The sequence below is a fragment of the Bradyrhizobium barranii subsp. barranii genome, from assembly GCF_017565645.3.
Classification (GTDB): Bacteria; Pseudomonadota; Alphaproteobacteria; order Rhizobiales; family Xanthobacteraceae; genus Bradyrhizobium; species Bradyrhizobium barranii.
In genome coordinates, this window is sequence record NZ_CP086136.1 from 10,582,456 (window position 1) to 10,609,150 (window position 26,695).

Here is a 26,695-nt window from a genome sequence, read left to right on the forward strand (position 1 = left end):
ATGATCGCAGCGAAATTTCAGACCTTTCTCATCCTGCTCACGGTGCTGGCCGGCACCGCGCTGGTCGCCCGCCGCTTCAACATCGCGCCCGCCATTCTCCTGATGCTGTCCGGCGTCGGCCTCGCCTTCGTGCCGGGCATGCCGCCGGTGGAACTGCCGCCGGAACTGGTGCTGCTGATGGTGCTGCCGCCGCTGATCTACTCGGCGAGCGTCGCGATGAGCTGGCGCGAGTTCAGGAACAATCTGCGGCCGATCGTGCTGCTCGCGATCGGCGCGGTGATCTTCACCGCAGCGCTGGTGGCGAGTGCCACGCATTATGTGATCGGCCTGCCCTGGACCATCGGATTCCTGCTGGGCGCCATCGTCGCTCCGCCCGACGTGGTGGCGCCGCTCGCGATCGCGCGCCGTCTGAGCATACCGCGCCGGCTCCTGGTCGTCCTCGAGGGCGAAGGGCTCGCGAACGACGCGACCGCCCTGATCCTCTACCGCTTCGCGCTTGCGGCCATCATGGTCGGCCATTTCTCGCTGCCGCTGGCGGCCGGCGAGTTTATCCTCATCGTCGCCAGCGAGATCGCCTTTGGCATCGGCATTGGCTGGCTCTCCCTTCGCTTCCGCAAATGGTCCAGGGATCCGCAGGTCGAGCTGACGCTGTCGCTGATCACGCCCTACGTGTCCTACTGGCTGCCCGAGCATATCGGCGGCTCCGGCGTGATCGCGACCGTGGCCTGCGGCCTCTATGTGAGCTGGAACGGGCCGCTGCTGATCTCGGCGTCGACCCGCCTGCAAGGCATCTTCTTCTGGGATCTCATCATCTACCTGATCGAGGGCCTGCTATTCCTGCTCACCGGCTTCCAGATGCGGGCACTCTACGAGAAGTCGAAGGCGTTTCCGCTCGACGATATCATGATCGCGACCGCGGTGGTCCTGGCGGTCATCGTCATCGCACGCTTCGTCTGGCTGTATCCTGCGATCTATCTGCCGCGGATATTGAGCAAGAGCCTGCGCAAGCGTGACCCATCGCCGCCATGGCAATGGCCGTTCGTGCTCGCCTTCACCGGCGTGCGCGGCGCGGTGTCGCTGGCGGCCGCGCTGGCGCTGCCGTTCACGTTGCCTGATGGCAATGCCTTCCCGTATCGCGACCTGATCTTGTTCGTCGCCTTCGGAGTCATCTTCGTGACGCTGATCGGCGTCGGCCTGACGCTTCCGCCGGTGGTGCGCTGGCTCGGTGTCGCCGAGGCCGGCCGCAACGAGCATGTCGCCGAGCACGAGGCCGAGATCTCGGCACGCCGCCAGGCGCTCGAGGCGGCGCTGAAGTCGCTCGACGCAATGACCGAGGAAAAGGATGTGTCGGACGAGGTGATGCGGCTCCTGCGCGCGCGTCACGAGATTCGTGTCAACCAGCTTCCGGATTCACTCGACCCCAACCATCACGACGTCTCCGCCGCCGGCACCGCCCTGACCCGCGACCTGATCGTCGCCGAGCGAAAGTTCATCCACGACCTCCTGCGCGACGGCAAGATCACCGACGAGACACGGCGCCGGATCGAGCGCGACCTGGACCTGGAAGAGGCAAGCCTGGCGAACAGGGAGTATCGCGGGGTGCCGCTGTAGCTTTTTCGTCATTGCGAGCGAAGCGAAGCAATCCGGACTGCTGCCGTGGAACGACTCTGGATTGCTTCGCTTCGCTCGCAATGAAGGCAGCGCCAACTATCGCCTCTCGCAGAATTCCCCGACCCCCGCCGCAACGGCGCCCGCAATCAACTCCTGCCGCTCCGACGAGTTCATCTCCATCTCCTCGTCGCGGTTGATGATCGAGCCGGCTTCGAGCAGCACTGCCGCGCTTCGCGTTCGCGACAGCACGACGAGCCCGTCATAGCGGTAGACGCCGACATCCTTGTCGAGCAGCTGGCGCCGGTAGCGGCCCATCACCGGCAGGGTGTATTGGCTGGCGTAGTGCAGCCCCTGCTCCTTCAACTGTCTGCCGATCATCCGGGCCAGCTTCAGGCTGCTGGTGAAGTGCGGATTGCGCTCGGACACGAACAGCGAGTGGCCCGAGAAGCGGTCGCTGAAATAGCTCTTTGCGCCGTTGAATTCCCAGGTCTCGAGCAGCTTGTCCGGCACTGAGTCGTGATGGATCGACAGCACGAGATCGGCCCGGCCGTCATTCGCGGCACTGACGCGCTTGAACAGGCTCGGCCGCGCCTTGCCGTCGGTGACGAGCAACCGGGTTGCGGCAAAGCCTTCGGCTTTGAGTTTTGCCGTGATCAGCCTTGCGAGCCGGAAGTTGAAGCCGAACTCCGGATCATTGCGCGCGCTGAGAGCGCCGTAGGAGTCCGGGGTATGCCCGACGTCGACGACGATCCGGAATTTCGGCATCTCACATTTGGCTGGTGCGGGCGCAGGCCTAGGTCTGGCTTTCGCAACCTTCCGGGCGGAAGCAGCACGGCCCGCGTCGACCGACGGAAGCAACAGCGCGACCATCGACACGAGGAGAATTGTGACGATGCCCCGTCCTAACGACAAGTCCTACTCCGCGGCCGCGATCCTCGGCCTGCCGACGAAGTCCGCGACGTCGCCGAAGCGCTGCACGACGATCGCAACGACTCGCCCATTCCCGTCCCGAGCTATGGCTGATTTTGGGTGACGCGGCCTGATCAGGCGGCGTGGCTTTCAGTGTTCGGAATGACTTCGATTCCGTCGATGAACTTTACACCGGCGATGACTTTCGGCAACTGGTTCGTGCTCTTCAATCGCCGCCAGGTCTTCGATGCGGCGTCGATGAGCTTGAACACCATCAGCTTCGCAGTTTGTTGCGACAGCGATCCCTTGGTCCGCACCGTTCGGTGGCGCACCGTGGCGAAGACGCTCTCGATCGGGTTCGAGCTGCGTAGGTGGATCCAGTGCTCAGCAGGGAAGTCGAAGAAGGCGAGCAGCGCATGGCGATCCTTGATCAGGCACTCCACCGCACGTCCGTATTTGACGTGGTATTTCTCGACGAAGACGTCGATCGCGGTTTCAGCTTCGGCCCGGTGTGGGGCCAGATAGATGTTCCGCAGGTCGTTCTTCATGGGGCCCTGCACGGATTTGGCGACCTTGTCGAGTACGTTGCTCACTTTATGGCACCAGCATCGTTGGTGCCGCGTGCCGGGAAAGGCCTCGTCCAGTGCCTTCCAGAAGCCGAGGGCGCCGTCGCCGATGGCGAGTTGCGGGGCAATCCGTAACCCGCGTTGCCGCAGGTCGATCAGGAGTTCGCGCCAGCTCTGCGCGCTCTCGCGCACGCCGACCTGGAAGCCGATCAGCTCCTTCTTGCCTTCCGGCGTGGTGCCAATCAGCACCAGCATGCATTCGCTGTGATCTTCCATGCGGGCCTGCAGGTACACGCCATCGGCCCAGATGTAGACATAGCGACGCGCCGACAGATCGCGTCTCTGCCAGCGTTCGTACTCGACCTGCCAATCGGCCTTCAGGCCGGCGATCACCGAAGGCGACAGGTTCGGCGCATCCTTGCCGAGCAGCGCCGAGAGCGCCTCCTGGAAGTCGCCGGTCGAGATGCCGCGCAAATAGAGGACCGGGATCAAGGCATCCAGGCTCTTCGTCCGCCGCGCCCATAGCGGCAGGATTGCCGAACTGAAGCGGAGGCGGTCGCCTGGCCCGCTCGCTCCGCGGTCGCGGACCTTGGGACGAGCGACCTCCACCGGACCGATGCCGGTCGCAATCTCGCGCACCGGACCGTGCCCATGTCGGACCAGGCGCGCTCGACCGTCGGGCAGCGTCAGATTGGCCTTGCTGGCCAGAAACGCGCCAACCTCGATCTCGATCGCCCTGGCAAGCAGGTCCCGCGCGCCGGCTCGAACGATATCGGTCAGTGGATCATCAACCGCGGACGGCTGACGGAAAGCAAGAACATTGGTAGTCTCGGTCATGGCGTATCGCTCTCCTCGAGAGGTTCTGGCAGGCTCGTCACCCGCCTCGATACGCCGCCTTCCTCACACCGTCATCACCCAGATTCCGCCATAGCTCTCCCGTCCCCGAGCCGGACTCGGTCAGGAACTTGTTGTCCTCGGCGCGGAGCATGGCGGATCCTCCCGATTTGATTTTCGGGAAGATTGGCGCGGACGCGGGAAGACGTCAACGCAAGCACGGCTTCGTGAAGTGGGTTGGCGCAGCGTAATCGCCGCCTTTATCGCAGGCCGAAGGGGGCAGATCTTAGGGCTCCTATCCGCCCCCATCGCAATTACCTGACGGTGACGGCGACTGTGTATACCTTGCCATTATCCGGGTCGGCAGGGTCCGCCGTCACGCGCCGATACGTGAAGGAGTCTTCACCGACATACCCCTTCTTGGATTGGTACACCACGCTGGTGAGCCGCACGGTCTTGGCCTCTCCGCTTCTCAATTTGCGTTGCCCGGTGCTCGCTCGCGTCGTCACGGCACCGCTCTTCGGCGGAGTCACGACTTCAATGCTGACGGGCCAGACCTTGCCACTGCTGTCGACGCGCCAGTGTCCGCCGCATTTGCAGATTTCCTTTGCCTCGCCCGATTTCACGACGAGCGACGTGTTCCCCCCGCCCGCATGTGCGCCACAGAGGATTCCGAAGAACAGGACGAGCCCCGCGGTGATTTTGATCAAGAGGGCCGACGGTAGGCGTACCGGGTAGGTTGTCATTTCATAAGTCTTCAATGAAAAAATCTTAGAGTTATTGTATGGGATTGTTCCGGCTGGCGAGGCCGATGCACTCGTGCCCGGCTATCTCAAGGTTCTCGCGACTCGAAATCCAACGTTGCTCACGCGTCCTTCGGACTGCACGCCGTAACGGCTCCCCGCTTCGACTGCATCCGCCTTGCTGACCCAGGAGCCTCCCCTGAGGACACGCTGCTCGCATCGGCCTTTCAGCCAAGGACTCCCGTCCACAGGCGCGCCCTCATAAGTGTCGTTGACGCAATCCTCGACCCATTCCCAGATATTGCCGTGCACCTGATAGAGGCCCCACGGATTCGGCTGGAAGGAATCGACAGGAGCCGTCTTTTGCCCGGAGGCACCCTTTGCATTCTTGTCCTGGCTGGCCCTGTCATCGTAGTTGGCCTGGCCCCGAGACACGGAGACTCCCCACCAGAACGATGACGTCGTTCCCGCGCGCGTCACATATTCCCGCTCGGCTTCGCTCAGGAGGCGGTACGTCTTGCCGGTGCGGGCCGACAACCAGGCTGCATAGCTCTTGGCATCCGACCAGGAAATGTTGATCGCCGGTCGTCTCCCGCGGCCCCAACCGTTGTCCCAGGGCTTGTACCCATTGCATCCCCCATCGACGACGCAGGCGTCCCATTCCGCAAACGTGACAGCGTAACGGCCAACCGCGAATGAATGGGCGAACGTCACCTTGTGGCGAGACGATTCCGCGGTGCGTTTCGATGCACTCTCCGACGTCCCCATCATGAACGCGCCCGGCGGGACCACAACCATCTCCGGACACTTTTCACATTCCTTGAAGCTGGCCTTCTGCTTCAGAGCCGCCTCTTCCGAATCGGACAACACCTTGATGCCGAGCGCCGTCAATCCTTCGCGCTGCTGGGTCGTGTCAGGAGCCGGAAGCGTGGCGTTGGTGGAGGCCACCTGCACCGCCTGTAACGCCTTGAGCCGTTCGCGAACCTCTGCCGACCGCGAGCTTTCGGGAAATTTGCTCAGAAATTCTTCGAACATTGCCGGCGACCGGCCGTCCTTTATCGCGTTCCAGACGATCTCGTCGGTTGCGAGCGGGGGCGGAGGAGGTGCCGCTGCCGCCGCGCGTTCCTTCTTCAGCTCGTCACGACGCGACAGCGCGGCGGAGACGTGCGAACTGTTCGAATATTTGGCGGAATATTCCTCGAAGATCGCGGGGTCGTGCGACTCCTTGATCGCGTTCCAGACGATCTCATCTGCAGGCGGAGGTGGCGGCGCTTGAGCAGCAGCGATCTCCTTCCTCAGGTCATCCCCGCGCTGTCGTGCGGCCGCGATGTGCGGGCTCGCCGCATATTTACTCACGAACTCATCGAAGATCGCGGGATCGCGCGATCCCTTGATCGCGGCCCAGACGATGTCCTCGGCGGCGGGAGGTGGCGGAGCTTGCGTGGCGGCAATCTGTTTTTTCAGCTCGTCCCTGCGCGCCTTGGCGTCCGCCAGATGCGGGCTTGCCGGAAATTTGCTGGCGAAATCATCGAAGATTGCCGGATACGTCGAGCCTTTGATGGCATCCCAGACGACCTCGTCGGCGGTCGGAGGCGGTGGAACGCGGGCGGCAGCGGCAGCGATCTGCTTTTGCAGCTCGTCGGCGCGCGATTGCGCCTCGCCTCGATGCTTGCTGGCTGGAAACTTGCTGAGGAAATCATCGAAGATCGCGGGATAGTTCGAATCCCTGATCGCCGCCCAGACGATTTCGTCGGCGGTCGGCGGCGGGGGTATGCGCGCGGCAGCCACAGCTTGCGCCTGCTTGAGCTCATCACGCCGTGATTCCGCCGCCTTCAGATGTGGCGTCGTCGGAAACTTTGCGATGAACTCCTCGAACACGGCCGGATAGGTCGAATCCTTCACGGCGTTCCAGACGATGTCATCCGTCGTTGGCGGTGGCGGCAGTTTCGGTGCATCGACGATCGAGATGACAGAGCCGCCCAGTGATCCATAGACGAACGGCTCCTGGTGACGATTGGTGACCTTCAGCACTTCGTCGCGAACTCGGCCGAATGCAATCCTCAAGTCCAAGCCGGGAGCGGCGATGTTGTGCAGCAGCGCGGCCGTGAAGGGACTGTTTTTGGCATCGCCGTCCAACGCAACCGATCCGGCCTTGGCCGCGAAGGCAATCAGCGTATCGGATATCGCCGGCTCGACCTTCGCCAACCCGCGACCGATCGATCGGGACGCTATGGTTCGCTTCATGGTCTTCAAGAACGGGTTGTCCCGGCACGCATCCAGGATGACGAGGCGAAGCCGCTTGGTGGGCTCGATCGATTTCAGAATGCGATCGAGGGAAATGGCTTCGTCCTCAATGTCGAAATCGCGGGACAACTTCGCGTCGACGGGGATGACGTAGTTTGCACCATCGACCTCGATGCCATGGCCGGCGAAATAGACGACGGCCACGTCGGCATCGCTTGCCATCTCGGCGAAATCGCTGATCGCGCGCCGCATGTCTGAAATCCCAAGATCACGGCGGGCATCGACCGCGGAAAATCCTGCAGATCTGAACAGGGAGGCAATCTCGGCGGCGTCATTCCGGGGATTCGGAAGGCTCGGGACATTCCGGTACGACGAATTGCCAATCACCAGAGCGACGCGCTTCTCGGCCAGCGCCTGACCCGCGAACCCGTAAAAAACGAGCGCAAGAATGGTAGCCGCCACCCAGCGCATAATTCTCCCCAAATCGCCCTTTGCGAGTATATCGCTGGTTGTAGCCCCTGCAAGCAGCACCACGAGCCCACATCATTCGACGGGGGCAATACCAAGTCCGTGATTCAGGTCACTGAGCGATTGGCGACGGTGGCGACTTAAACCGGCCGCTCCCCCTTCACCGTCACGCGCGTGCCCGAGCGCGTGTGCGGCCAGTAGTCCCACATCGCGCGGTGCTGGGTGCAGCGGTTGTCCCAGAACGCGATGGCGTTCTCGGTCCAGCGGAAGCGGCATTGAAACAGCGGGTTCTCGGCGTGCTGGTAGAGATAGGCGAGCATCGCATCGCTCTCGTCGCGCGGGATGCCGTTGATGTGCCGGGTGAAGCCGCGGTTGACGTAGAGCGCCTTCCTGCCCGTGACCGGATGCGTGCGCACCACCGGATGCTCGGCGCTCGGATAGGACGGACGATCGGCGACGCCGTAATTGGCGTAAAGCCCGCGATAGATCGGCTCGCCGTCATGCAGCGCGGTCAGCCCGTCGAGATACGCCTTCATCCGGTCCGACAGCGCCTCATAGGCCGCGTACATGTTGGCGAACAGCGTGTCGCCGCCGCGCGGCGGGCACTGCTTGATGTAGAGGATCGAGCCCATCGGCGGCTCGAGATCGCAGGACACGTCGGAGTGCCAGCCCTCGCCATTGGCGCGCGGCGAGTTCTTGTCGGCGTAGATCTTCATCAGCGCCAGGTCTTCGTCCTCGTGAGGTGCTGCGGGATGGAAATGCAGCTCGCCGAACTAGCGGCCGAACGCGAGATGCTGTTTTGGCGTGATGTCTTGATCGCGGAAGAAGATGACGAGGTTTTCGGCAAGCGCGCGGTGGATCTCGTCCATCTGCCGGTTGGAGCGGGCATCGCCATCGACGAGGCTGCCGATATCGACGCCGGATATTTCCGCGCCGATGATGGGGGTGAGCTTTTCGACCGCAATGGTCTCGTAGGGCGCGCCGTCCTCGGCCGTGTGGCGGTAGCGCGGACCTTGCTTGCCGGATAGCGAGCTCATGGGTGTTGCTCCCAATCATTGTTGATTGGGGCCATCGTAGCCCGGACGCAGCGAAGCGCAATCCGGCAACGGTCGTTCCGCGGTGGGCAGCGCCCCGGATTTCACGTTCGCGCAAAAAATAAGGCGGGTTACGCTTGCGCTAACCCGCCCTACAATTTCAATGTTGAGTGGGCGCCTACTCCGCCGCGGTCACCGGCACCTTGGCGCCCTGGCCGTAGCGCTGGTCGATGTAGTCGATCACCAGCGCCTTGAAGTCGGCGGAGATGGTGGGGCCGCGCAGCGTGCGGAACTTCTTGCCGTCGACGAACACGGGCGCGGCCGGCGCTTCGCCGGTGCCCGGCAGCGAGATGCCGATATTGGCGTGCTTGGATTCGCCGGGGCCGTTGACGATGCAGCCCATCACCGCGACGTTGAGCTCTTCGACGCCCGGATATTTCGTCTTCCAGCCCGGCATCTCGTCGCGGATGAACGCCTGGATCGAGCTCGCCAGCTCCTGGAACGTGGTCGATGTGGTGCGGCCGCAGCCGGGGCACGCCGCAACCAGCGGCACGAAGGTGCGGAAGCCCATGGTCTGCAGCAATTCCTGGCCGACCTGCACTTCGCGGGTGCGGTCGCCGCCGGGCTCCGGCGTCAGCGAGATGCGGATGGTGTCGCCGATGCCCTGCTGAAGCAGGATGCCGAGCGCGGCCGACGAGGCCACGATGCCCTTGGTGCCCATGCCGGCCTCGGTGAGACCGAGATGGATGGCGTAATCGGAACGCGCCGCGAGATCCTGATAGACCGCGATCAGATCCTGCACGGCCGAAACCTTGGCCGACAGGATGATGCGGTTCTTGGGCATGCCGAGCTCTTCGGCGCGCGCGGCCGAGAGCAGCGCCGACTGCACCATGGCCTCGCGCGTCACCGCGCGCACGTCGCGCGGATTGGCGGACGCGGCGTTCTCGTCCATCAGCTTGGTCAGCAGCTCCTGGTCGAGCGAGCCCCAATTGGCGCCGATGCGGACCGGCTTGCCGTTCTTGTTCGCGATCTCGATGATGTCGGCGAACTGGGTGTCGCGCTTGTCCTTGAAGCCGACATTGCCGGGATTGATGCGGTATTTGGCGAGCGCCTCGGCGCAGGCCGGATAGGCCGCGAGCAGCTTGTGGCCGATATAGTGGAAGTCGCCGATCAGCGGCGTGGTGATGCCGCGCTTGGCGAGGCCGTCGCGGATATGCGGAACGGCGGCGGCGGCCTCCTCGCGGTCCACGGTGATGCGGACCATTTCGGAGCCGGCGCGCGCAAGCGCTGCGACCTGGGCGATGGTGCCGTCGATATCGGCGGTGTCGGTGTTGGTCATCGACTGCACGACGATCGGCGCACCGCCGCCGACGGCGACGTCGCCGACCTTGACCTGGGTGGTCCGGTGCCGGGGCGCCGGGCCCGCGATGTCGGAATCGATGGGGTTTTCGAGCTTGTTCATGGGGTCCAAATATCAGGTTTTGGTGACGTTGAGCAATGCATCGCGCGGCGCCGCAGCCGTTGAGCTGGGACGGTTAACCAGAAAAAGCCCAGCAATTACAAGGATCGCAGCGGCCCCGAATGTCAGGCTCAAGGTGTCGTGCATGATGAAATAGCTACCCACCACGCCAAACAAAGGGGTGATGAAGGTAAAAGCCGACAATTTGCTGGCCGAATAGGACTTCACCAGCGCGAACCAAAGCGTGAACGTGGTTCCAACCACCCAGATCGCCTGGAAGGCCATCAGGCCGAGCGACAGCGGCGACGGGGTCTGGGTGATGGTCTCGCCAAACAGCCAGGCGGCCGTGCCCAGGATCGGGATCGAGGTCGCGACCTGATAGCCGAGTGCCTTTTCCGGCGCCGCGAAGCGCAGCCGGGTGCCCTTGGCGACCAGTGTGGTCGCCGCCCAAAGCCCTGCGCCGGCCACGATCAGGAGATCGCCGAGCAGGATGTGCGAATCCACATTGGGCTGCGGCACGCCGATCGCGAGCGCAACTCCGGCAAAGCTCACGGCCAGCCCCAGCCATTGGGTGCCGCCGAGCCGCTCGCCGAGCACCTGGTAGGACCCGAGCGCGACGAAGAACGGCGCCGTGTAGAGGAACACCACCGCGCGCGAGGCCGAGGTCAGGCGCAGGCCCTGGAAGATCAGCACGAACTCGACGCCGAACATCAGCCCGGCGACGAGGCCGGCCTTCCACGTGCCGTCGCGCTCGAAGAATTTGACGCCGCGCAAGCTGCCGATAATGAACAGCACGGGCAACGCACCCATCGAGCGGATCATCGCCTGGAGCATCGGCGGCACCTCCGGCAGCACCAGCTTCACTGCGATCTGATTGAAACCCCAGGTCAGGCACAGCATGAGCATCAGGGCGATGGCGCCGGCACTGAGGGGGCGACCGGCGGACGGTATGGCTTGTGGTGCGGACATTTCTTCCCGAATACCGGCTTGCGCCGTTGTTGCTTTATGCAGCTTTCTGACAATGGGCGCAGACGCCCGTAATCTCCACCACGGACAGTTTTGGTGCGAAGCCTGAGCTGCGCGCGGCGGCATTGAGGTCCTTGGCGAAGGATGCCGACGGGATCTCGCCGACCAGGCCGCAGCGCTCGCAGATCAGGAACGCCACCGCCGAGGTCGCGTCGTGGTCGTGGGCGGCGCAGGCGAGATAGGCGTTGCGGCTTTCGATGCGGTGCACGAGGCCGTTGGCCATCAGGAAATCGAGCGCACGGTAGACCGTGATCGGCGCCGGCCGCGGCATCGACTTTGCCAATTCGTCGATGATCTCATAGGCGCCGAGCGGCCGGTGGCTGGACAGCAGCGCCCCCAGCACCTGGCGGCGGATCGGCGTGAATTTCTGCGCGCGAGCCTCGCAAACCGTCTCGGCGTGCGCCAGCGCGTCCGCGGTGCAGCGGCCGTGATCGTGGTCAGGCGTCGGAAATGCCGGCTTTGCGAGGGTCATGTGGCCTGCCTTCTAGCATTTCGGCCGTGGAACCCAAAGCGCGACCGGGAATGCGCCTGTCAGCCATGCTCTTGCTGCGGGACAGCGTCCCGCTAATCCGCCACGAAATAATCATAAGCTTGCTTATTATAGTCAAGCTCATTGGAGATAACGTTATGACCCGCGGGTCCGTCGACCAGAACTTCCTGTTTACGCTCGGTGAACTCTACCGCCTCTTGCGGGTCTATGCCGACAAGGAGGCATCGCGCTTCGGCATCACCCGCGCGCAATGGGCGGTCCTGGCCAAGGTCGAGCGCAGCGAGGGCATGAAGCAGTCGGAACTCGCCGAGTTGCTGGAGATGCAGCCGATCACGCTGACGCGCCTGATCGACAAGCTCTGCGACAGCGACTGGATCGAGCGCCGCAGCGACGCCTCGGACCGCCGCGTCAAGCGCCTCTATCTCAAGAAGGCCGGCCGTGCGCTGCTCGGCAAGATGGGCGGCCTGAAATCGGAACTCACGGCGAACGCACTCGACGGCATCAGCCCGGCGGACGCCCACCGTCTCCTCACCCAACTCGAATCCATCAAGGAAAACGTGCGTAACGCGATCCAGACATCCGGCGCGGAACAAGCGCGTAAGGAGCAGCGCTATGGCTGATCAGGTCCTCAAGTTCCAGCCCGAGCAGAAGAGCGACAGCGGCAAGCCCACCAAGAAAGCCGGCACCGATCCGCGCCGCCGCCTGGTGGCGGGCCTGCGCCGCTACCGCCGCTTCCTGCTCCTGGTCGTGCTGCCGCTCGTCGTCGCCGTCGGCGGCCTCACCTTCTATCTGAACGGCGGCCGCTATGTCGGCACTGACGATGCCTTTGTCGGCGCGCAGAAGGTCCTGGTGACGCCCGACATCTCCGGCAAGATCCAGAAGGTCGTCGTGAGGGAAGGCCAGATCGTCAAGCAGGGCGACGAGCTGTTCGAGATCGATCCCGTGCCGTTCCGCCTCGCGGTGGACGAGGCCAGGGCGCAGCTGATGCAGGCGCAGTCGACCTATGACAACCTCCGCGCCAACATCAAGATCTACGGCGACATGCTCAACCTCGCGCAACAGGGCGTCGACCTGAAGCAGCGCGACGTCGAGCGCAAGCAGGCGCTGGTGAAGAACAGCTACGGCTCGCAGCTCGACCTCGACAACTCCGCGAACGCGCTGGTCACATCAGGTTCGATCGCGCAATACGTCAAGCAGCAGATCTCGACGGCCAAGACGCAGCTGCTCGGCGACACCGACCTGCCGCTGGAGAAATTCCCGCCTTACGCGCAGGCCAAGTCCAAGCTCGACAATGCCGAGCGCAATCTCGACCACGCCGTGGTACGGGCATCGATGAGCGGCGTTGCGACGCAGGTCGAGCAGATTCAGCTCGGCCGCTACGTCACCGCCGGCACGCCGGTGTTCTCCATCATCGACGTCGCCCACCCCTGGGTCGACGCCAATCCGAAGGAGAGCGACCTCACCTACGTCACCGAGGGACAGCCTGTGACGCTCGAGGTCGACGCATTCCCGAACCACCTCTTCAAGGGCAAGATCGGCTCGCTTTCGCCCGGCACCGGCGCGCAATTCGCGATCCTGCCGCCGCAGAACGCCACCGGCAACTTCGTCAAGGTGGTGCAGCGCGTGCCGATCAGGATCTATTTCGACGAGACCGACAAATACGTGCGGAAGCTGAAGGCCGGCATGAGCGTCTACGCCACCATCGACACCGGCCACAAGCGCTCGCTCGCCGGCCTGTTCGGATTGTCGGCGACGGCGAACCAGGACAAGGACTGATCCGATGTCCGGCCCCAATGCCAGCCTGATGGTCCCCGGCCTGCGCCGGAACATGGTGACGATCTGCGCCATGACCGCGACCATCATGCAGGCGCTGGACACCACCATCGCCAACGTCGCCTTGCCCTACATGCAGGGCTCACTGTCGGCCTCGCAGGACCAGATCAACTGGGTCTTGACCTCCTACATCGTCGCCGCCGCGATCATGACGGCGCCGGTCGGCTGGATCGCCAACCGCTTCGGCCGCAAGCGCATCTTCATCATCTGCGCCGCCGGCTTCACCTTCGCATCCGTGCTGTGCGGCTTGGCGCAGGACATCAACCAGATGGTGCTGTTCCGTCTGCTGCAAGGCGTGTTCGGCGCGGCCCTGGTGCCGCTGTCGCAATCGGTCATGCTCGATTATTACACGCTCCAGGAACGCGCCAAGGCGATGTCGATCTGGGGCATGGGCGTGATGATGGGCCCGATCATGGGCCCCTCGCTCGGCGCCTGGCTGACCGAGACCTATTCCTGGCACTGGGTGTTCTTCGTCAATTTGCCGTTCGGCGCCATCACCGTGCTCGGCCTGATCGTCTTCATGGACGAGACCCGGAAGGATATCAGCCTCAAATTCGACTGGTTCGGCTTTGCCGCGCTGGCGGTCGCGATCGGCTCGCTTCAACTCGCGCTGGACAGGGGCGAGCAATTGGGCTGGCTCGAATCCAATGAGATCATCGCAGAGTTCATCGTCTCGGCCGTCGCCTTCTACTTCTTCCTCGCGCACTCCTTCACGACGTCGACGCCGTTCATCCGCTTCGCGCTGTTCAAGGATCGCAACTTCGTCACCGGCTGCATGTTCATGGTCGTGATGGGGCTCGTGCTGTTCTCGACCATGGCGCTGGCCTCGCCCTACATGCAGAACGTGATCGGCTATCCCATCATCACCGCCGGCCTGCTGCTGGCGAGCCGCGGCTTCGGCACCTTCTTCGCCATGATGCTGGTCGGCCGCATGATGCGTTATTTCGAGGCGCGCACGCTGATCATCACCGGCCTGACGCTGACCGCGGGCTCGCTGTTCCAGATGACCGGGTGGACCGACCTGACCCAGGTGCCGGAGATCGTCACCGTCAGTGTCGTCCAGGGCTTTGGCTTCGGCCTCGTCTTCGTGCCGCTCTCGACGGTGGCGTTCCTGACATTGTCGAACGAGCTGCGTACCGACGGCACCGCGATGCTGACCCTGATGCGCAACGTGGCGAGCTCGGTCGGCATCTCCGTCGTCATCGCCGAGCTGACGCAGGGAACGCGGCGGACCTACGCGATCCTGTCCGAGTATATCAATCCGTTCAACCACGCGCTCCAGATGCCCAGCGTCAGCGGCATGATCAATCTCTCCACCGACGCCGGCCGCGCCATGGCCGACAGGATGGTCAGCGTGCAGGCCCAGATCATCGCGTTTGCGCACGACTATATGCTGGTGATGATCTTCATCCTCTGCACCATCCCGCTCGCCTTGCTGATCGGCTCGACCAAGGCCACGCTGCGCAAGCAGGCCGCGGGGCCGGAACATGCGGTGATGGAGTAACCACAGGTGTCATGCCCCGGCTTGACCGGGGCATCCAGTACGCCGCAGCTTCTCCGAATCCCACAACCGTCTCTGGAATACTGGGTCGCCCGGTCAAGCCGGGCAACGACAGCGAACAGGTGGCACGAGCTTCTACAACAACTCCTCGCAGCCCAAATCGTCCACCGCCATCATCACCCGCTCCAGATTATTCCACCAGATCAACGGCGGGATGTTGATGCTCCACTGCCAGACCGGCTTGGTGATGTGCCAGAGCACGGACCAACGGTAGTCGCGATCGAGCGCACCTCGCGTGTAGCCCGTGATGCCGCTTTCGATCAGCGTGTCATGATAGAAATTGAGCAGCCAGCGTTCGAGCGCCTGCCGTCGCTCCGGGTACCATTGCATCGCCATCATGTAGGCGAGATCGTTGGTCGGGACGTCGATGCCCCACAGGTCGAAGTCGAAGATGCGCGCGGTATCGGCGACACCGGTGCGGGGCAGCAGGAAATTCCAGCTATGGGCATCACCATGGGTGATGCTGAGATGACGGCGCGAATGATAGCGCTCGGATAGCCGGGCCGACTGATTGATGAGGCGACGGTAGATGAGACGTCGCTCCTCGCTGAGACGGTCACCGAGCAAATCGGCAAAGCGGTCGTAATGACCTGCAAACGCCTCCATGTGCTGCGTGCTGTCTTCGGTGCTCGCCCAGCTGCCGAGGGTCTCGCCGAGATCGGGATGGTCCCACCAGGCCGCATGCCAGCGCGCCAGCGTCGTGACGATCGCGATCGCCTGCTCGCGTGACGGCGGCAGCGGCCATTGCGTTGCGACCTCGTGGCTGTCAGTGAGATCCTCGAGCAGCAGGTGCCAGGCGAGGCTCTCCTCGTCGAAATGCGCGTCGAAGCAGCGCGGCACCAGTCCCAGCGGCATCTTCGGCGCAGGCTGCGTGTAGTACGCCACCTCGTGCCGGCCGGCATTGGCGAGTGTCTGCGCAAACGCGGAATTGGCGGTCTTCAGGATCAGCGATTGCGGCGCACCGGCGGATTCCCCGACATAACGCAGGCCGAGGCGGACGATGTGTGACACGACGGTGTCACGCTGATGCAGCACCTTCACCTCGCGCACCGCGCCAGCGTCCAGCACGCCACCCCTGCGCAGCGCAGCCGTCAGTTGGGCGGGCTCAACGACCGCCGGCAGTTGTGGAGGTGTCATGACCACGATGCCCCTGTCCCGCGCCATACTGCACGATCACGACCCCACGCACCAGCCGCAGACCTCGCGCCCGGCTCAAGCCGCTGCGGTCGAGTCGCGCACAGTCCGGACGACGACCGAACGCAGCGATTCCAGGTTGGCCGCCATGCCCGCGATCGCCTGCCTCACCTCCGTGGCGCGCGCGTCCACCGAGGCGGCGTCGCGGCTGACATTAGCGATCTTGGCCGAGACCTCCTTCGCAGCGGATGCCGATTCGGAAATCGACCGCGCGATCTCCCTCGTCGCGGAGTCCTGCTCTTCCATCGCCGCCGCGACCGACGTCGCCACGCCGTCGATCTCGACGATGTGGCCTCCCATCGTCTCGACGGCATCGACTGCGGCCTGGGTCGAGGCCTGAACCTCGGCGATCAGGCGCCCGATCTCTTCGGTGGATTTGGCGGTCTGGTCGGACAGGGATTTCACTTCGGCCGCAACGACCGCAAAGCCGCGGCCGGCCTCGCCGGCCCGCGCGGCCTCGATCGTGGCGTTGAGCGCCAGGAGGTTGGTCTGGCCGGCGATGCCGCCAATGAGGTCGGAGACCTCCGCAATCTTCTTCACCGCGCCCGCCAGCGCCTGGATGGTCGAACGCGCCTGCTCGCGGCCGGCGACCGCCGATTTCGTGACCGTGCTGGTCCGCGCCACCTGCGTTGCGATGTCCCGGATCGAGGCACTCAGTTGTTCGGCCGCGGCCGAGACGGTCTGCGAGCTGCCCAGCGCCTGGGTGGACGCCGAGGCGACCGCCTGCGACTCCGCGGACAGCGACCGGGCGATCTCGGACAGGCTGGAGGCGGCCCGTTCGACGCCCTGGCTTGCCACGCTCGCAGAATCGACCGAGCGGCCGGTCTCGCGCTCGACGGTCTCCGCCATCTGGTGCAGGGCGCCGCGTTTGGCCGTCGCGGCCTCCTGCTCCTTCCGCAACTGCTCCTCGCGCAGCCGCGAATTCTCGATCGCCCCCAGCTTGAACACCTGGAGCGCCCCCGCCATCGAGCCGACCTCGTCCTGGCGGTGCGCGAAGGGGATGTCGACAGCGAGTTCGCCGGTCGCGAGCTTCTGCATCGTGTCCGTCATGCGTACGATCGGGCGCACCACGCCAAGCGCGACGCCGAGCAGGCCTGCGGCAATGAGGGCCAGGACGGCTGCGGAGACGCCGAGGAGAATGTAGAGGATCGAGCTGTCGCGTTCGGCGGCCAGCTTCTCCATGTCCGCATTCTGCTTGTTGGCGCTCTCGACGATGCTGTCGATGATGGCGCGGTGTGCGGTATAGGCGTCCTTGAGCTGCGCATAGGCGCGTTCGGCGCCGGCCACGTCCTTGGCTTTGAGGGCCGGCAGGAGCTGGTCGGACAGAAGCTTCCAGAACTTCTGCACCTCGGCGTCGGATTTCGACACCAGCGCCGTCTTCAGATCGGTGGAGAGACTGGAGGTGGTCCAGAATGCCTTGCGCTCGTCGTAATCCTTGCGGAGCTGGACCAGGCGTTCGCCATGGGCCGACAGCTGGTCCGGCTCGCGCATGGCGAGCGTGGCCTCGAGATAGGCTTCGATCACATATTCGGGCGGCGGCAGGATGTCCGCGATGAGGTCGTTGCCGAGCTTGATGTCGGAATAAAGCGGACCGCCGACCTTGAGCTCGCGCAGGGCGTAAAGGCTGGTCGAGACGACGGCAGTAAAGCCGATGGCGAGAACGATCCCGAATGCAATGACCGCAGAAGAAAGCGAGAGACGAATTTTCATGAAACAATCCAATGGCGCAGGTCGAAATCCGAACGGACCCTAAACAACTGCGGTAAACACGGGATTGCTTCGCGCGGAAATTGTATCCCGCGGGCACCGGAAAATTACGAAAAGAGGACGTCAGTCGGTCGTTTGTGAGTCAGCGAGACCAACTCAGGGCACGAACAGAAACGTCTCAGGCCCGATGAAACGCAGCAACCAGCTCAGTTGCGCTGGATGAGAAACGCGTGGCGGCTGTCGATATCGCCGCCACGCGTTGCTGCCTCACATGTCGAAGAAGACCGTCTCGTCGTCGCCCTGAAGCCGCAGGTCGAGCCGATAGACCGCCTTCCCCGCCTCGCGCGTCGCGATCAGCGTCGCGCGGCGATCGGCCGGCACCAGTCCCAGCACGGGATCGGTGGCATTGCCGGCCTCGTCGCTGAAATAGATGCGGGTGTAAAGATGCCGCAGCATGCCGCGACCGAACACCGCAAGGACGATGTGCGGCGCCTGTGGCTTGCCGTCGGGATCGGGCACCGCGCCCGGCTTGACGGTGTCGAAGGAATAATTGCCGTCCTTGTCGGTGCCGCAGCGGGCAAAGCCGCGGAAGCTGGCATTGGGCAACGCGCGCTTGTCCTGGGGGTCGGCGAAGCGGCCCTGCGCATCCGCCTGCCAGATCTCCAGCATGACGTCGGGCACCACGACGCCGTCGCCGTCGAACACGCGGCCTTCGATGCGGAGGCGATCGCCGGTGACGTCGGGCGTCAGCGTCGAGTTGGTGAACGCGTCGTTCCAGGCGTATTCGCCGGTCGGTGTCAGGCCGTATTTGAAGAACGGACCGACGGTCTGCGATGGGGTAATACCGTTGTCCTGCACTTAAGTGTTCTCCATTGGCGTGGCGTTCTTGCCGCGCAGCACGATGTCAAAGCGGTAGCACAGCGCCCATTCGGGCTGCGTGTTCTCGAGGTCGAATGACGACACCATCCGCGCCCGCGCCTTCTCGTCCGGCACCGAGTTGAAGATCGGGTCGAACGGGAACAGCGGGTCAGCAGGGAAATACATCTGCGTCACGAGGCGCGTGACGAAGGAATGGCCGAACACCGACAGATGGATATGCGCGGGACGCCAGGCGTTGTGGTGATTGCCCCAGGGATAGGCGCCAGGCTTGATGGTCACGAAACGGTAGTAGCCATCGGCATCGCTCACGGTGCGGCCCGCGCCGGTGAAGTTCGGATCGAGCGGCGCCGGGTGCTGGTCGCGGACGTGGACGTAGCGGCCGCAGGAATTGGCCTGCCAGATCTCGACCAGCGAGTTCGGCACGCCGCGGCCGTCCTCGTCGCGCACATGGCCGTGCACGATGATGCGCTCGCCGATCGGCTCGCCGGTATGCTGGGTGGTGAGATCGGCATCGCCCTCGCGCACGGTCTCGTGGCCGTAGACCGGGCCGGTCAATTCCGACAGCGTGTGGCGCATCGGGATCAAGGGCTTGTTCGGCGCGCGCTTGATCGAGCTCTTGTACTCGGGCGACAGCGGCAGCGGATGCGCCTTGTTGCTGTCGACGGGATAGATGAATGTCATTGGCGAACTCCTCCCCGGCCATTTTGCTCCGGCCGGTCAACGCTTCCCCCGATCATTATAGAACATAACTAATCTAGGGAAGCGGGTTTGGCAGGTGTCCTGCGCCCGGCAGGACCGCCCTATTTGATCGGCGGACGCGGCAGTACGGCCTCACCGGCCTCCAGCCGGTAGGTGTGGTCGAGCGAATACCAGGGGGTCGGGACGTCTCGTGCGGTCGGATGCGGCGTGTCGTGGCGCTGGAACTTGCCGATCAGTGCCTGCGTCACCCCGAACTGCACGTCGCTGTCGATATGCGGGTCGGCGGGGTCGTAGACCTGCGAGATCAGCACCTTGAATCCGGGCTTGAAGATCAGTGCGTGCAGATGCGCGGGCCGATAGGGATGCCGGCTCTGCGCCTCGAGGAGGCGCCCGACCACGCCATTGGTCGGGATGGGATAGCCCACCATCATCACCGAGCGGAAGGCGAAGCGTCCGTCCTGGTCGGTCGTGAACTTGCCGCGCAGGTTCATGTCGGCCTGATCAGGGTCCTGGTTCTCGTAGAGACCGACCGGCGAGGCGTGCCAGACATCGATCTCCGCACCCGTGACGGGACGGCCGTCCTTGTTGATGACGCGGGCGCTGACGAACAGCGGCGCGCCGGGCGTCTCCGAGCGGACGATCGAGCCGCCATTCTCGACCCGCGGCGAGCTCAGCCGCCAGAACGGGCCGAGCAGCGACTGATCGGTTTCGGTATTGCCCTGATCGCCGTTGTTGAGCAGGCACACCAGCGGCGAGACGCCGAGCGAGCCCGCCATCAGCACGACTTCGTTGTGCGTGTCGGTCGTGAGCTTGCCGAGCTCGGCCACGATCGCGGTCGCGTCCCGGAATTCCTTCTCGGTCAGGCGGACATCGCGGACGAAGGCGTGCAGATGCTTGACGAGGGAGACCATGATCTGGCGCAGCCGCGGATCGGACGTCCGCTCCATCACCGCCAATGCCGCAGCCGTGACGTCCTGCTCGCGCTCGATGATCATGCTCGTCTCCGGATTACCCGTCATTCCGGGCGCGAGTGAAACGAACGAGCCCGGAATCTTCGCCTCTCCCCGCAAGCGGGGAGAGGGAGAGGAGAGAGTTTAATTCAGCTTCTCGATCGCAACCGCAACACCCTGGCCGACGCCGACGCACATGGTGGCCAGCGCGAGCTTGCCGCCGCGCTTTTCCATGCCGTGGACGGCGGTGAGCGCGAGGCGCGCGCCGCTCATGCCGAGGGGATGGCCGAGCGCGATGGCACCGCCATGCGGATTGACGAAATCGGCATCGTCGGCAACGCCGAGCTGGCGCATGCAGGCGATGCCTTGCGAGGCGAAGGCCTCATTGAGCTCGATCAGGTCGAAATCGCTGATCTTCTTGCCGAGGCGCTCCATCAGCTTGCGGGTCGCCGGCACCGGGCCGATGCCCATGATGCGCGGCGGCACGCCGGCCGAGGCGAGGCCGAGGATGCGGGCGCGCGGGGTGAGGCCATGCTTCTTCACGGCGGCTTCAGAGGCCAGGATCATCGCGGCGGCGCCGTCATTGACGCCGGAGGCGTTGCCGGCGGTCACGGTGCCGGGATTGCGCACGATCGGCTTCAGTTTTGCCAGGCCTTCCAGCGTCGTCTCCGGGCGCGGATGCTCGTCCTTGTCGATCGTGATCGGGCCCGCCTTGCCGCCGGGGATGGTGATCGGCGTGATCTCCTCGGCGAAATAACCCGCCGCGATCGCCGCGCCCGCGCGCTGCTGCGAACGGATGGCGAAGGCGTCCTGGTCGGCGCGCGAGACCTGGAATTCCTCGGCGACGTTCTCGCCGGTCTCCGGCATGGCGTCGACGCCATACTGCGCCTTCAACAGCGGATTGATGAAACGCCAGCCGATGGTGGTGTCAAAAATCTCGGCGGAGCGCGAAAAGGCTTCCTGCGCCTTGCCCATCACGAAGGGCGCGCGGGTCATGGATTCAACGCCGCCCGCGATCGCAAGCTCGATCTCGCCGGAACGGATGGCGCGGCCGGCCGCACCGACCGCGTCGAGGCCGGAGGCGCAGAGCCGGTTCAGGGTCTGGCCGGGAACCGAATCCGGCAGGCCCGCAAGCAGCAGCGCCATGCGCGCGACGTTGCGGTTGTCTTCGCCGGCCTGGTTGGCGCAGCCGAAGAAGACTTCGTCGACCTGTGCCCAATCGAGATTGGGATGCTTGGCCATCAGCGCCTTGATCGGGGCCGCCGCGAGGTCGTCGGCGCGCACCTTGGCGAGCGACCCGCCGAAACGGCCGATCGGGGTCCGCACGGCATCGCAGATAAAGACGTCACGCATCGTTGTTCTCCCTGAATGCCGCGGTCCGGCCCAAATTCTTCAATGTCCGCGGAGTTTTAGGAGGGTGCCCGCGGCAGGTCAATTGACGGTTTCTTGCTTGTTCCGAGGGGGGCGCACGCTGCCAATGCATGCCGTGGTGCGGACAACGTGGAAAACCTCCCCTCGCCGGCCAAACCGGTAGGAGCAGGAGGCGAAATTTTGTAGGTTGCGCCGCCCATGACAATGCAACAGCCGATACCTGTGCCGCCCCCTGACGAAGCGCCCACGCCGCCGGCGGAAGCCATCGCGCGCGTCACGCCGATGATGGAACAGTACCTTGAAATCAAGGCGGCTCATCAGGGCCTGCTGCTGTTCTACCGGATGGGCGACTTCTACGAGCTGTTCTTCGAGGACGCCGAGATCGCCTCGAAGACGCTCGGCATCGTCTTGACCAAGCGCGGCAAGCATCAGGGCGCCGACATCCCGATGTGCGGCGTGCCGGTCGAGCGTTCCGAGGACTATCTGCATCGCCTGATCAGCGCCGGCCACCGGGTCGCCGTGTGCGAGCAGACCGAGGATCCCGCCGCCGCCAAAGCGCGCGGCAACAAGAGCGTGGTGCGCCGTGGCGTGGTGCGGCTGGTCACGCCGGGCACGCTGACCGAGGACACGCTGTTAGACGCGCGCGCCAACAATTATCTGCTGGCGATCGCGCGTGCCCGCGCCTCCGGTGGCGGCGACCGTTTTGGGCTCGCCTGGATCGACATCTCGACCGCCGAATTCACGGTGATGGAATGCTCTAGCGGCGAGCTCGCCGCGACGCTGGCGCGCATCAATCCGAACGAGGCGATCGTCACCGACGCGCTCTACAATGACAGCGAGCTCGGACAGACCTTGCGCGAGCTGCCGGCGGTGACGCCGCTGACCCGCGACGTCTTCGACGGCGCCACCGCGGAAAAACGCCTGTGCGATTATTTCGCCGTCGCGACCATGGACGGGCTGGCGCAACTGACGCGGCTGGAGGCCACCGCCGCAGCCGCCGCCGTCACCTATGTCGACCGCACCCAGGTCGGCAAGCATCCGCCGCTGTCGCCACCCGCGCGCGAGGCCTCGGGCGCGACCATGGCGATCGATCCGGCCACCCGCGCCAATCTCGAACTGACGCGAACGCTCGCGGGTGAACGGCGCGGCTCGCTGCTCGATGCCATCGACTGCACGGTGACCTCGGCCGGCTCGCGCCTGCTGGCGCAGCGACTGGCCGCGCCGCTGACGGACGCGCTCGCAATCGCGCGGCGGCTCGATGCCGTGAGCGCCTTCGTTGCGGACTCCGCTGCGCGTGAAGACATCCGCAGCATCCTGCGCGGCGCGCCCGACATGTCGCGGGCGCTGGCCCGTCTTTCGGTCGGCCGCGGCGGACCGCGCGACCTCGCCGGCCTGCGCGACGGCATCATTGCCGCCGACCAGGTGCTGACGCGCCTCGGCGAGCTCGACCAGCCGCCGCAGGAAATCGCGGTGGTGATGGCGGCCTTGCAGCGTCCGTCGCGCGAGCTCGCATCCGAGTTTGCCAGCGCCCTCGACGAGCAACTGCCGCTGATCAAGCGCGACGGCGGCTTCGTGCGTCAGGGCTACGAGCCCGCGCTCGACGAAACGCGAAGCCTGCGTGATGCTTCGCGCCTCGTCGTGGCCTCGATGCAGGCGCGCTACGCCGATCATACCGGCGTGAAGGGCCTCAAGATCCGGCACAACAACGTGCTCGGCTATTTCGTCGAGGTCACCGCGCAGCACGGCGACAAGCTGATGTCGGCGCCGCTGAATGCGACCTTCATCCACCGCCAGACGCTGGCCGGCCAGGTGCGCTTCACCACCTCGGAGCTCGGCGAGATCGAGGCCAAGATCGCCAATGCCGGCGACCGCGCGCTCGGCCTCGAGCTCGAGATCTTCGAGCGGCTGTCCGCGAAGGCGCTTGATATCAGCGACGATCTGCGCGCCGCCGCCCACGCCTTCGCGCTGCTCGACGTCGCGACCTCGCTGGCCAAGCTCGCGGTTGACGACAATTATGTGCGGCCGGACGTGGATGACTCCCTCGGCTTCGCGATCGAGGCGGGCCGCCATCCCGTGGTCGAGCAGGCCTTGAAGCGCAATGGCGAGCCGTTCATTGCCAATGCCTGCGATCTCTCGCCAACACCGGCGCAAAAATCCGGGCAGCTCTGGCTGCTGACCGGTCCCAACATGGCCGGTAAATCGACCTTCCTGCGCCAGAACGCGCTGATCGCGCTCTTGGCGCAGATCGGCAGCTTCGTGCCCGCCACGCGCGCGCGGATCGGCATCATCGACCGCCTGTTCTCGCGCGTCGGCGCCGCCGACGACCTCGCGCGCGGCCGCTCCACCTTCATGGTGGAGATGGTCGAGACCGCAGCGATCCTGAACCAGGCCGGCGAGCGCGCGCTCGTGATCCTCGACGAGATCGGCCGCGGCACCGCGACGTTCGACGGCCTCTCCATCGCCTGGGCCGCGATCGAGCATCTGCACGAGAGCAACCGCTGCCGCACGCTGTTCGCGACGCATTATCACGAGCTGACCGCGCTCTCGGCAAAACTGCCGCGCATGTTCAACGCGACGGTGCGGGTGAAGGAATGGCAGGGCAATGTCGTGTTCCTGCACGAGGTGCTGCCGGGCTCGGCCGACCGCTCCTACGGCATCCAGGTCGCCAAGCTCGCAGGCCTGCCGCCGGCCGTGATCACGCGCGCCAAATCGGTGCTGGCAAAACTCGAGGCCCAGGATCGCGGCCAGACGGCCCGCGCCCTCGCCGACGATCTGCCGCTGTTCGCTGTGCCCTCGCGCGCCGCCGCAGAAGCCGCGCCGCCGACCGAGGCCGAGCTATTGATGGACGCGGTGAAGGCGCTGCATCCGGACGAGATGTCCCCGCGCGAGGCGCTCGATGCGCTCTATGCGTTGAAGGGCAAGCTGCCGAAGCAGTGACGGTGCCGTAGGGTGGGCAAAGCGCAGCGTGCCCACCCTTCAACGACCAATTCGCGGAAAGATGGTGGGCACGGCGCGCGAAGAGCGCGCCTTTGCCCACCCTACGACGTCTGCGCGCTTGGCTTACGCCCTTGCCGCCATCGCAGCAGCTTCCGCGGCGGCGCGCTGCATGCTGGTCGACATCTCGTTCGTGACCGTGCTCTGCTCCTCGACGGCGGCGGCTGTCGAGGTGACGTATTCGCTGACGTTGTTGATGGCCTGCTTGATCGAGCCGAGCGCGCTGACGACGTCGCCGGAGATGCCGTTGAGGCTGCCGATCTCCTGGCCGATCTTGTCGGTCGCCTGTCTCGCCTGATTGGCGAGGCTCTTCACCTCGGAAGCGACCACCGCGAAGCCGCGGCCAGCCTCGCCGGCGCGCGCCGATTCGATCGTGGCGTTGAGCGCGAGCAGGTTGATCTGACTGGTAATGCTGTTGATCATCTCGATGATGCCGCTCATCGCCTTCGCCGCCTCGGTCAGCCGCTGCGCCTGCGCGTCGGCAGAGGCAACCTGCTCCACCGCGCTCATCGCGGTCTCGCGGGACTTGGTCATCGCTTCGGAGATCTCGCGCACCGACGCGTTCAGCTCCTCCGAGCCTGCGGCGACCGATTCCATCATGCCGCGGACGCGCTCATTGCCCATGCGGACCAGCACCTGCCGCGTGGTGTCAGTGGCGTATTTCACGACCTTGAACGGCTTGCCGTTGAGATCGAGGATCGGGTTGTAGGAGGCCTGGATGTAGACCTCCTTGCCGCCCTTGCCGATGCGCTTATATTCAGCCGCCTGGTACTGGCCGCGATTGAGCGTTGCCCAGAACTCGCGATAGGCAGCGCCGTCGCGCTCCGACGGCTCGACGAACATGCTGTGATGCTTGCCCTTGATCTCGGCCAGCGAATAGCCGAGCGTGCCGAGAAAATTGGCATTGGCGGTGATGATCGTGCCGTCCATGTTGAATTCGATCACGGCCTGCGCCTTGTCGATCGCCGAGATCTGACCAGCGAGGTCGGCGTTCTTCAGCTTCTCCGCGGTGACGTCGGTCGCAAATTTGGCAACGCCGAACGGCTTGCCGTTCTCGTCGAGCAGCGGGTTATAAGAGGCGAGGATCCAGACCTCGCGGCCGCCCTTGCCGATGCGTTTGTATTCGCCCGCCTGGTATTCACCGCGGTTGAGTCTGGCCCAGAATTCGCGATAGGCCGCGCTGTCGCGCTCAGCGGGGGCTACGAACAGGCTGTGATGCTTGCCCTCGATCTCGGCCAGCGAATAGCCGAGCGCCTGGCAGAAATTCTGGTTCGCAGTCACGATAGTGCCGTCGAGCTTGAACTCGATGACGGCCTGGGCGCGGCCGATGGCGGACACCTTGGAGGCTTCCGTCATGGCATTGATCTTCTTCGCGGTGATATCGGTCGCGATCTTCACGACCTTGATCGGCTTGCCGTCGCCGTCAAGCACGGGATTATACGACGCCTCGATCCAGATCTCGCGACCGCCCTTTGCAATCCGCTTGAACTCCGCGGCCTGGAACTCGCCGCTCTTCAACGCGGACCAGAACGCCTTGTACGCCGCGCCGCCTCGCTGATCGGCGGGCACGAACATGGAGTGATGCTTTCCCTTGATCTCCTCCAGCCCATAGCCCAGGGCCTTCAGGAAATTCTCGTTCGCGGTGAGGATGGTGCCATCCAGTGCAAATTCGATCGTCGCCTGCGAACGGCCGATGGCGTCGAGCTGTGCCTGGGCATTTCCATGGGGATTACGACCAAACATCAAAACATCTCCAGAATGGATCGCATGGTGCCGCAGCGCAACGCGCCTCAAAGACAGGCGAGCGGACGCCCTCGGACAGACCGAGCGTTGGAATATGACTAGCTGTGAACTATGTGGGTCCGTTCACGCGTACAGAGGACCCGCCTTGATGCCCATGTCCGCCCAAACGCGGAAACGACAACCGACGAGTAGCTTTACGGGGAATGCACCAAATTTAGATTAATGCACCTATCGGAATCGGGCAGCCCATCTCCGAAGAAATACGGAGTGATGGAACCGAACATAGCCGGCGGAAGAAACGGCCGAAACGCGAATTAGCAACGATCAAATCGATACTTAGCGACGTCGCGACATGAACGGATTGCGGCCCCGCGCGCGCT

At 64.5% G+C, this 26,695-nt stretch carries 19 protein-coding genes and 1 pseudogene; 5 read left to right on the forward strand and 15 right to left on the reverse strand.

What is annotated here, in order from left to right; genetic code table 11:
* Nucleotides 1-1,611 carry a Na+/H+ antiporter gene (locus tag J4G43_RS51245; RefSeq protein ID WP_210387287.1) on the forward strand — a complete coding sequence of 537 codons (1,611 nt, stop codon included), beginning with the start codon at nucleotides 1-3 and terminating at the stop codon, nucleotides 1,609-1,611.
* A gap of 96 nt (nucleotides 1,612-1,707) precedes the next feature.
* Here the strand turns inward: J4G43_RS51245 and J4G43_RS51250 are convergent, their stop codons facing one another.
* From J4G43_RS51250 to J4G43_RS51285, 8 genes and pseudogenes are all read right to left on the reverse strand, one after another.
* Nucleotides 1,708-2,481 (reverse strand): N-acetylmuramoyl-L-alanine amidase, encoded by a 774-nt coding sequence (locus tag J4G43_RS51250; protein WP_225005882.1) that lies wholly within the window; start codon nucleotides 2,479-2,481, stop codon nucleotides 1,708-1,710.
* A 173-nt stretch (nucleotides 2,482-2,654) separates the two neighbouring features.
* Nucleotides 2,655-3,923: an IS256 family transposase gene (locus tag J4G43_RS51255; protein ID WP_208083632.1), complete on the reverse strand. Its 1,269-nt coding sequence runs from the start codon at nucleotides 3,921-3,923 to the stop codon at nucleotides 2,655-2,657.
* A gap of 311 nt (nucleotides 3,924-4,234) precedes the next feature.
* Nucleotides 4,235-4,666 carry a hypothetical protein gene (locus J4G43_RS51260; protein ID WP_208083633.1) on the reverse strand — a complete coding sequence of 144 codons (432 nt, stop codon included), beginning with the start codon at nucleotides 4,664-4,666 and terminating at the stop codon, nucleotides 4,235-4,237.
* A gap of 81 nt (nucleotides 4,667-4,747) precedes the next feature.
* On the reverse strand, nucleotides 4,748-7,378 hold the full coding sequence (locus tag J4G43_RS51265; RefSeq protein WP_208083634.1) for an SUMF1/EgtB/PvdO family nonheme iron enzyme: 2,631 nt from the start codon (nucleotides 7,376-7,378) through the stop codon (nucleotides 4,748-4,750).
* A gap of 137 nt (nucleotides 7,379-7,515) precedes the next feature.
* Nucleotides 7,516-8,412, reverse strand: a pseudogene (locus J4G43_RS51270) (TauD/TfdA dioxygenase family protein).
* 175 nt (nucleotides 8,413-8,587) lie between these two features.
* Nucleotides 8,588-9,871, reverse strand: a complete 1,284-nt coding sequence (ispG, locus tag J4G43_RS51275; RefSeq protein WP_085404046.1) for a flavodoxin-dependent (E)-4-hydroxy-3-methylbut-2-enyl-diphosphate synthase — start codon at nucleotides 9,869-9,871, stop codon at nucleotides 8,588-8,590.
* A 12-nt stretch (nucleotides 9,872-9,883) separates the two neighbouring features.
* Complete coding sequence (locus J4G43_RS51280; RefSeq protein ID WP_208089211.1) at nucleotides 9,884-10,837, reverse strand: DMT family transporter; 954 nt, start codon at nucleotides 10,835-10,837, stop codon at nucleotides 9,884-9,886.
* 34 nt (nucleotides 10,838-10,871) lie between these two features.
* Nucleotides 10,872-11,366, reverse strand: coding sequence for a Fur family transcriptional regulator (locus J4G43_RS51285; protein ID WP_038943833.1), 495 nt, complete (start codon nucleotides 11,364-11,366; stop codon nucleotides 10,872-10,874).
* A gap of 155 nt (nucleotides 11,367-11,521) precedes the next feature.
* Here J4G43_RS51285 and J4G43_RS51290 point away from each other — a divergent pair, with 155 nt between their 5' ends.
* The 3 genes from J4G43_RS51290 to J4G43_RS51300 are packed head-to-tail and all read left to right on the forward strand — an operon-like array spanning nucleotide 11,522 to nucleotide 14,721.
* Nucleotides 11,522-12,004, forward strand: a complete 483-nt coding sequence (locus tag J4G43_RS51290; protein WP_208083635.1) for a MarR family winged helix-turn-helix transcriptional regulator — start codon at nucleotides 11,522-11,524, stop codon at nucleotides 12,002-12,004.
* A complete protein-coding gene (locus J4G43_RS51295) occupies nucleotides 11,997-13,160 on the forward strand; it encodes an HlyD family secretion protein (protein ID WP_208083636.1) in 1,164 nt (387 codons plus the stop codon). The genes J4G43_RS51290 and J4G43_RS51295 overlap by 8 nt, the downstream gene beginning before the upstream one ends.
* Before the next feature lie 4 nt (nucleotides 13,161-13,164).
* The gene (locus tag J4G43_RS51300; RefSeq protein WP_208083637.1) at nucleotides 13,165-14,721 is read left to right on the forward strand and encodes an MDR family MFS transporter; all 1,557 of its coding nucleotides are present in this window, start codon (nucleotides 13,165-13,167) and stop codon (nucleotides 14,719-14,721) included.
* 132 nt (nucleotides 14,722-14,853) lie between these two features.
* Here the strand turns inward: J4G43_RS51300 and J4G43_RS51305 are convergent, their stop codons facing one another.
* From J4G43_RS51305 to pcaF, 6 genes are all read right to left on the reverse strand, one after another.
* Entirely contained in the window at nucleotides 14,854-15,942 is a 1,089-nt protein-coding gene (locus J4G43_RS51305) for a phosphotransferase (RefSeq protein WP_208083638.1), read from the reverse strand.
* A gap of 48 nt (nucleotides 15,943-15,990) precedes the next feature.
* Nucleotides 15,991-17,682, reverse strand: coding sequence for a methyl-accepting chemotaxis protein (locus J4G43_RS51310; protein WP_208083639.1), 1,692 nt, complete (start codon nucleotides 17,680-17,682; stop codon nucleotides 15,991-15,993).
* 264 nt (nucleotides 17,683-17,946) lie between these two features.
* A complete protein-coding gene (gene pcaG / locus J4G43_RS51315; protein ID WP_208083640.1) occupies nucleotides 17,947-18,537 on the reverse strand; it encodes a protocatechuate 3,4-dioxygenase subunit alpha in 591 nt (196 codons plus the stop codon).
* Complete coding sequence (pcaH, locus tag J4G43_RS51320; RefSeq protein ID WP_208083641.1) at nucleotides 18,538-19,239, reverse strand: protocatechuate 3,4-dioxygenase subunit beta; 702 nt, start codon at nucleotides 19,237-19,239, stop codon at nucleotides 18,538-18,540.
* A 119-nt stretch (nucleotides 19,240-19,358) separates the two neighbouring features.
* Nucleotides 19,359-20,252, reverse strand: a complete 894-nt coding sequence (locus J4G43_RS51325) for a dioxygenase family protein (protein ID WP_208083642.1) — start codon at nucleotides 20,250-20,252, stop codon at nucleotides 19,359-19,361.
* A gap of 99 nt (nucleotides 20,253-20,351) precedes the next feature.
* Nucleotides 20,352-21,560 carry a 3-oxoadipyl-CoA thiolase gene (gene pcaF, locus J4G43_RS51330; RefSeq protein ID WP_071909016.1) on the reverse strand — a complete coding sequence of 403 codons (1,209 nt, stop codon included), beginning with the start codon at nucleotides 21,558-21,560 and terminating at the stop codon, nucleotides 20,352-20,354.
* A 216-nt stretch (nucleotides 21,561-21,776) separates the two neighbouring features.
* Between pcaF and mutS the strand changes: the two genes are divergently transcribed.
* Nucleotides 21,777-24,515, forward strand: coding sequence for a DNA mismatch repair protein MutS (mutS, locus tag J4G43_RS51335; protein ID WP_208083643.1), 2,739 nt, complete (start codon nucleotides 21,777-21,779; stop codon nucleotides 24,513-24,515).
* A 123-nt stretch (nucleotides 24,516-24,638) separates the two neighbouring features.
* On the opposite strand, the gene J4G43_RS51340 is transcribed toward mutS, so the two are convergent.
* Nucleotides 24,639-26,315: a methyl-accepting chemotaxis protein gene (locus J4G43_RS51340; protein ID WP_208083644.1), complete on the reverse strand. Its 1,677-nt coding sequence runs from the start codon at nucleotides 26,313-26,315 to the stop codon at nucleotides 24,639-24,641.
* Between the last annotated feature and the right edge of the window lie 380 nt (nucleotides 26,316-26,695).

Excerpts from the sequence above, each read along its gene's own strand:
- J4G43_RS51245 (WP_210387287.1), top strand. The coding sequence starts at position 1 with ATGATCGCAGCGAAATTTCAGACCTTTCTCATCCTGCTCACGGTGCTG.
- J4G43_RS51250 (WP_225005882.1), bottom strand. The coding sequence starts at position 2,481 with ATGGTCGCGCTGTTGCTTCCGTCGGTCGACGCGGGCCGTGCTGCTTCC.
- J4G43_RS51255 (WP_208083632.1), bottom strand. The coding sequence starts at position 3,923 with ATGACCGAGACTACCAATGTTCTTGCTTTCCGTCAGCCGTCCGCGGTT.
- J4G43_RS51260 (WP_208083633.1), bottom strand. The coding sequence starts at position 4,666 with ATGACAACCTACCCGGTACGCCTACCGTCGGCCCTCTTGATCAAAATC.
- J4G43_RS51265 (WP_208083634.1), bottom strand. The coding sequence starts at position 7,378 with ATGCGCTGGGTGGCGGCTACCATTCTTGCGCTCGTTTTTTACGGGTTC.
- ispG (WP_085404046.1), bottom strand. The coding sequence starts at position 9,871 with ATGAACAAGCTCGAAAACCCCATCGATTCCGACATCGCGGGCCCGGCG.
- J4G43_RS51280 (WP_208089211.1), bottom strand. The coding sequence starts at position 10,837 with ATGTCCGCACCACAAGCCATACCGTCCGCCGGTCGCCCCCTCAGTGCC.
- J4G43_RS51285 (WP_038943833.1), bottom strand. The coding sequence starts at position 11,366 with ATGACCCTCGCAAAGCCGGCATTTCCGACGCCTGACCACGATCACGGC.
- J4G43_RS51290 (WP_208083635.1), top strand. The coding sequence starts at position 11,522 with ATGACCCGCGGGTCCGTCGACCAGAACTTCCTGTTTACGCTCGGTGAA.
- J4G43_RS51295 (WP_208083636.1), top strand. The coding sequence starts at position 11,997 with ATGGCTGATCAGGTCCTCAAGTTCCAGCCCGAGCAGAAGAGCGACAGC.
- J4G43_RS51300 (WP_208083637.1), top strand. The coding sequence starts at position 13,165 with ATGTCCGGCCCCAATGCCAGCCTGATGGTCCCCGGCCTGCGCCGGAAC.
- J4G43_RS51305 (WP_208083638.1), bottom strand. The coding sequence starts at position 15,942 with ATGGCGCGGGACAGGGGCATCGTGGTCATGACACCTCCACAACTGCCG.
- J4G43_RS51310 (WP_208083639.1), bottom strand. The coding sequence starts at position 17,682 with ATGAAAATTCGTCTCTCGCTTTCTTCTGCGGTCATTGCATTCGGGATC.
- pcaH (WP_208083641.1), bottom strand. The coding sequence starts at position 19,239 with ATGACATTCATCTATCCCGTCGACAGCAACAAGGCGCATCCGCTGCCG.
- J4G43_RS51325 (WP_208083642.1), bottom strand. The coding sequence starts at position 20,252 with ATGATCATCGAGCGCGAGCAGGACGTCACGGCTGCGGCATTGGCGGTG.
- pcaF (WP_071909016.1), bottom strand. The coding sequence starts at position 21,560 with ATGCGTGACGTCTTTATCTGCGATGCCGTGCGGACCCCGATCGGCCGT.
- mutS (WP_208083643.1), top strand. The coding sequence starts at position 21,777 with ATGACAATGCAACAGCCGATACCTGTGCCGCCCCCTGACGAAGCGCCC.
- J4G43_RS51340 (WP_208083644.1), bottom strand. The coding sequence starts at position 26,315 with ATGTTTGGTCGTAATCCCCATGGAAATGCCCAGGCACAGCTCGACGCC.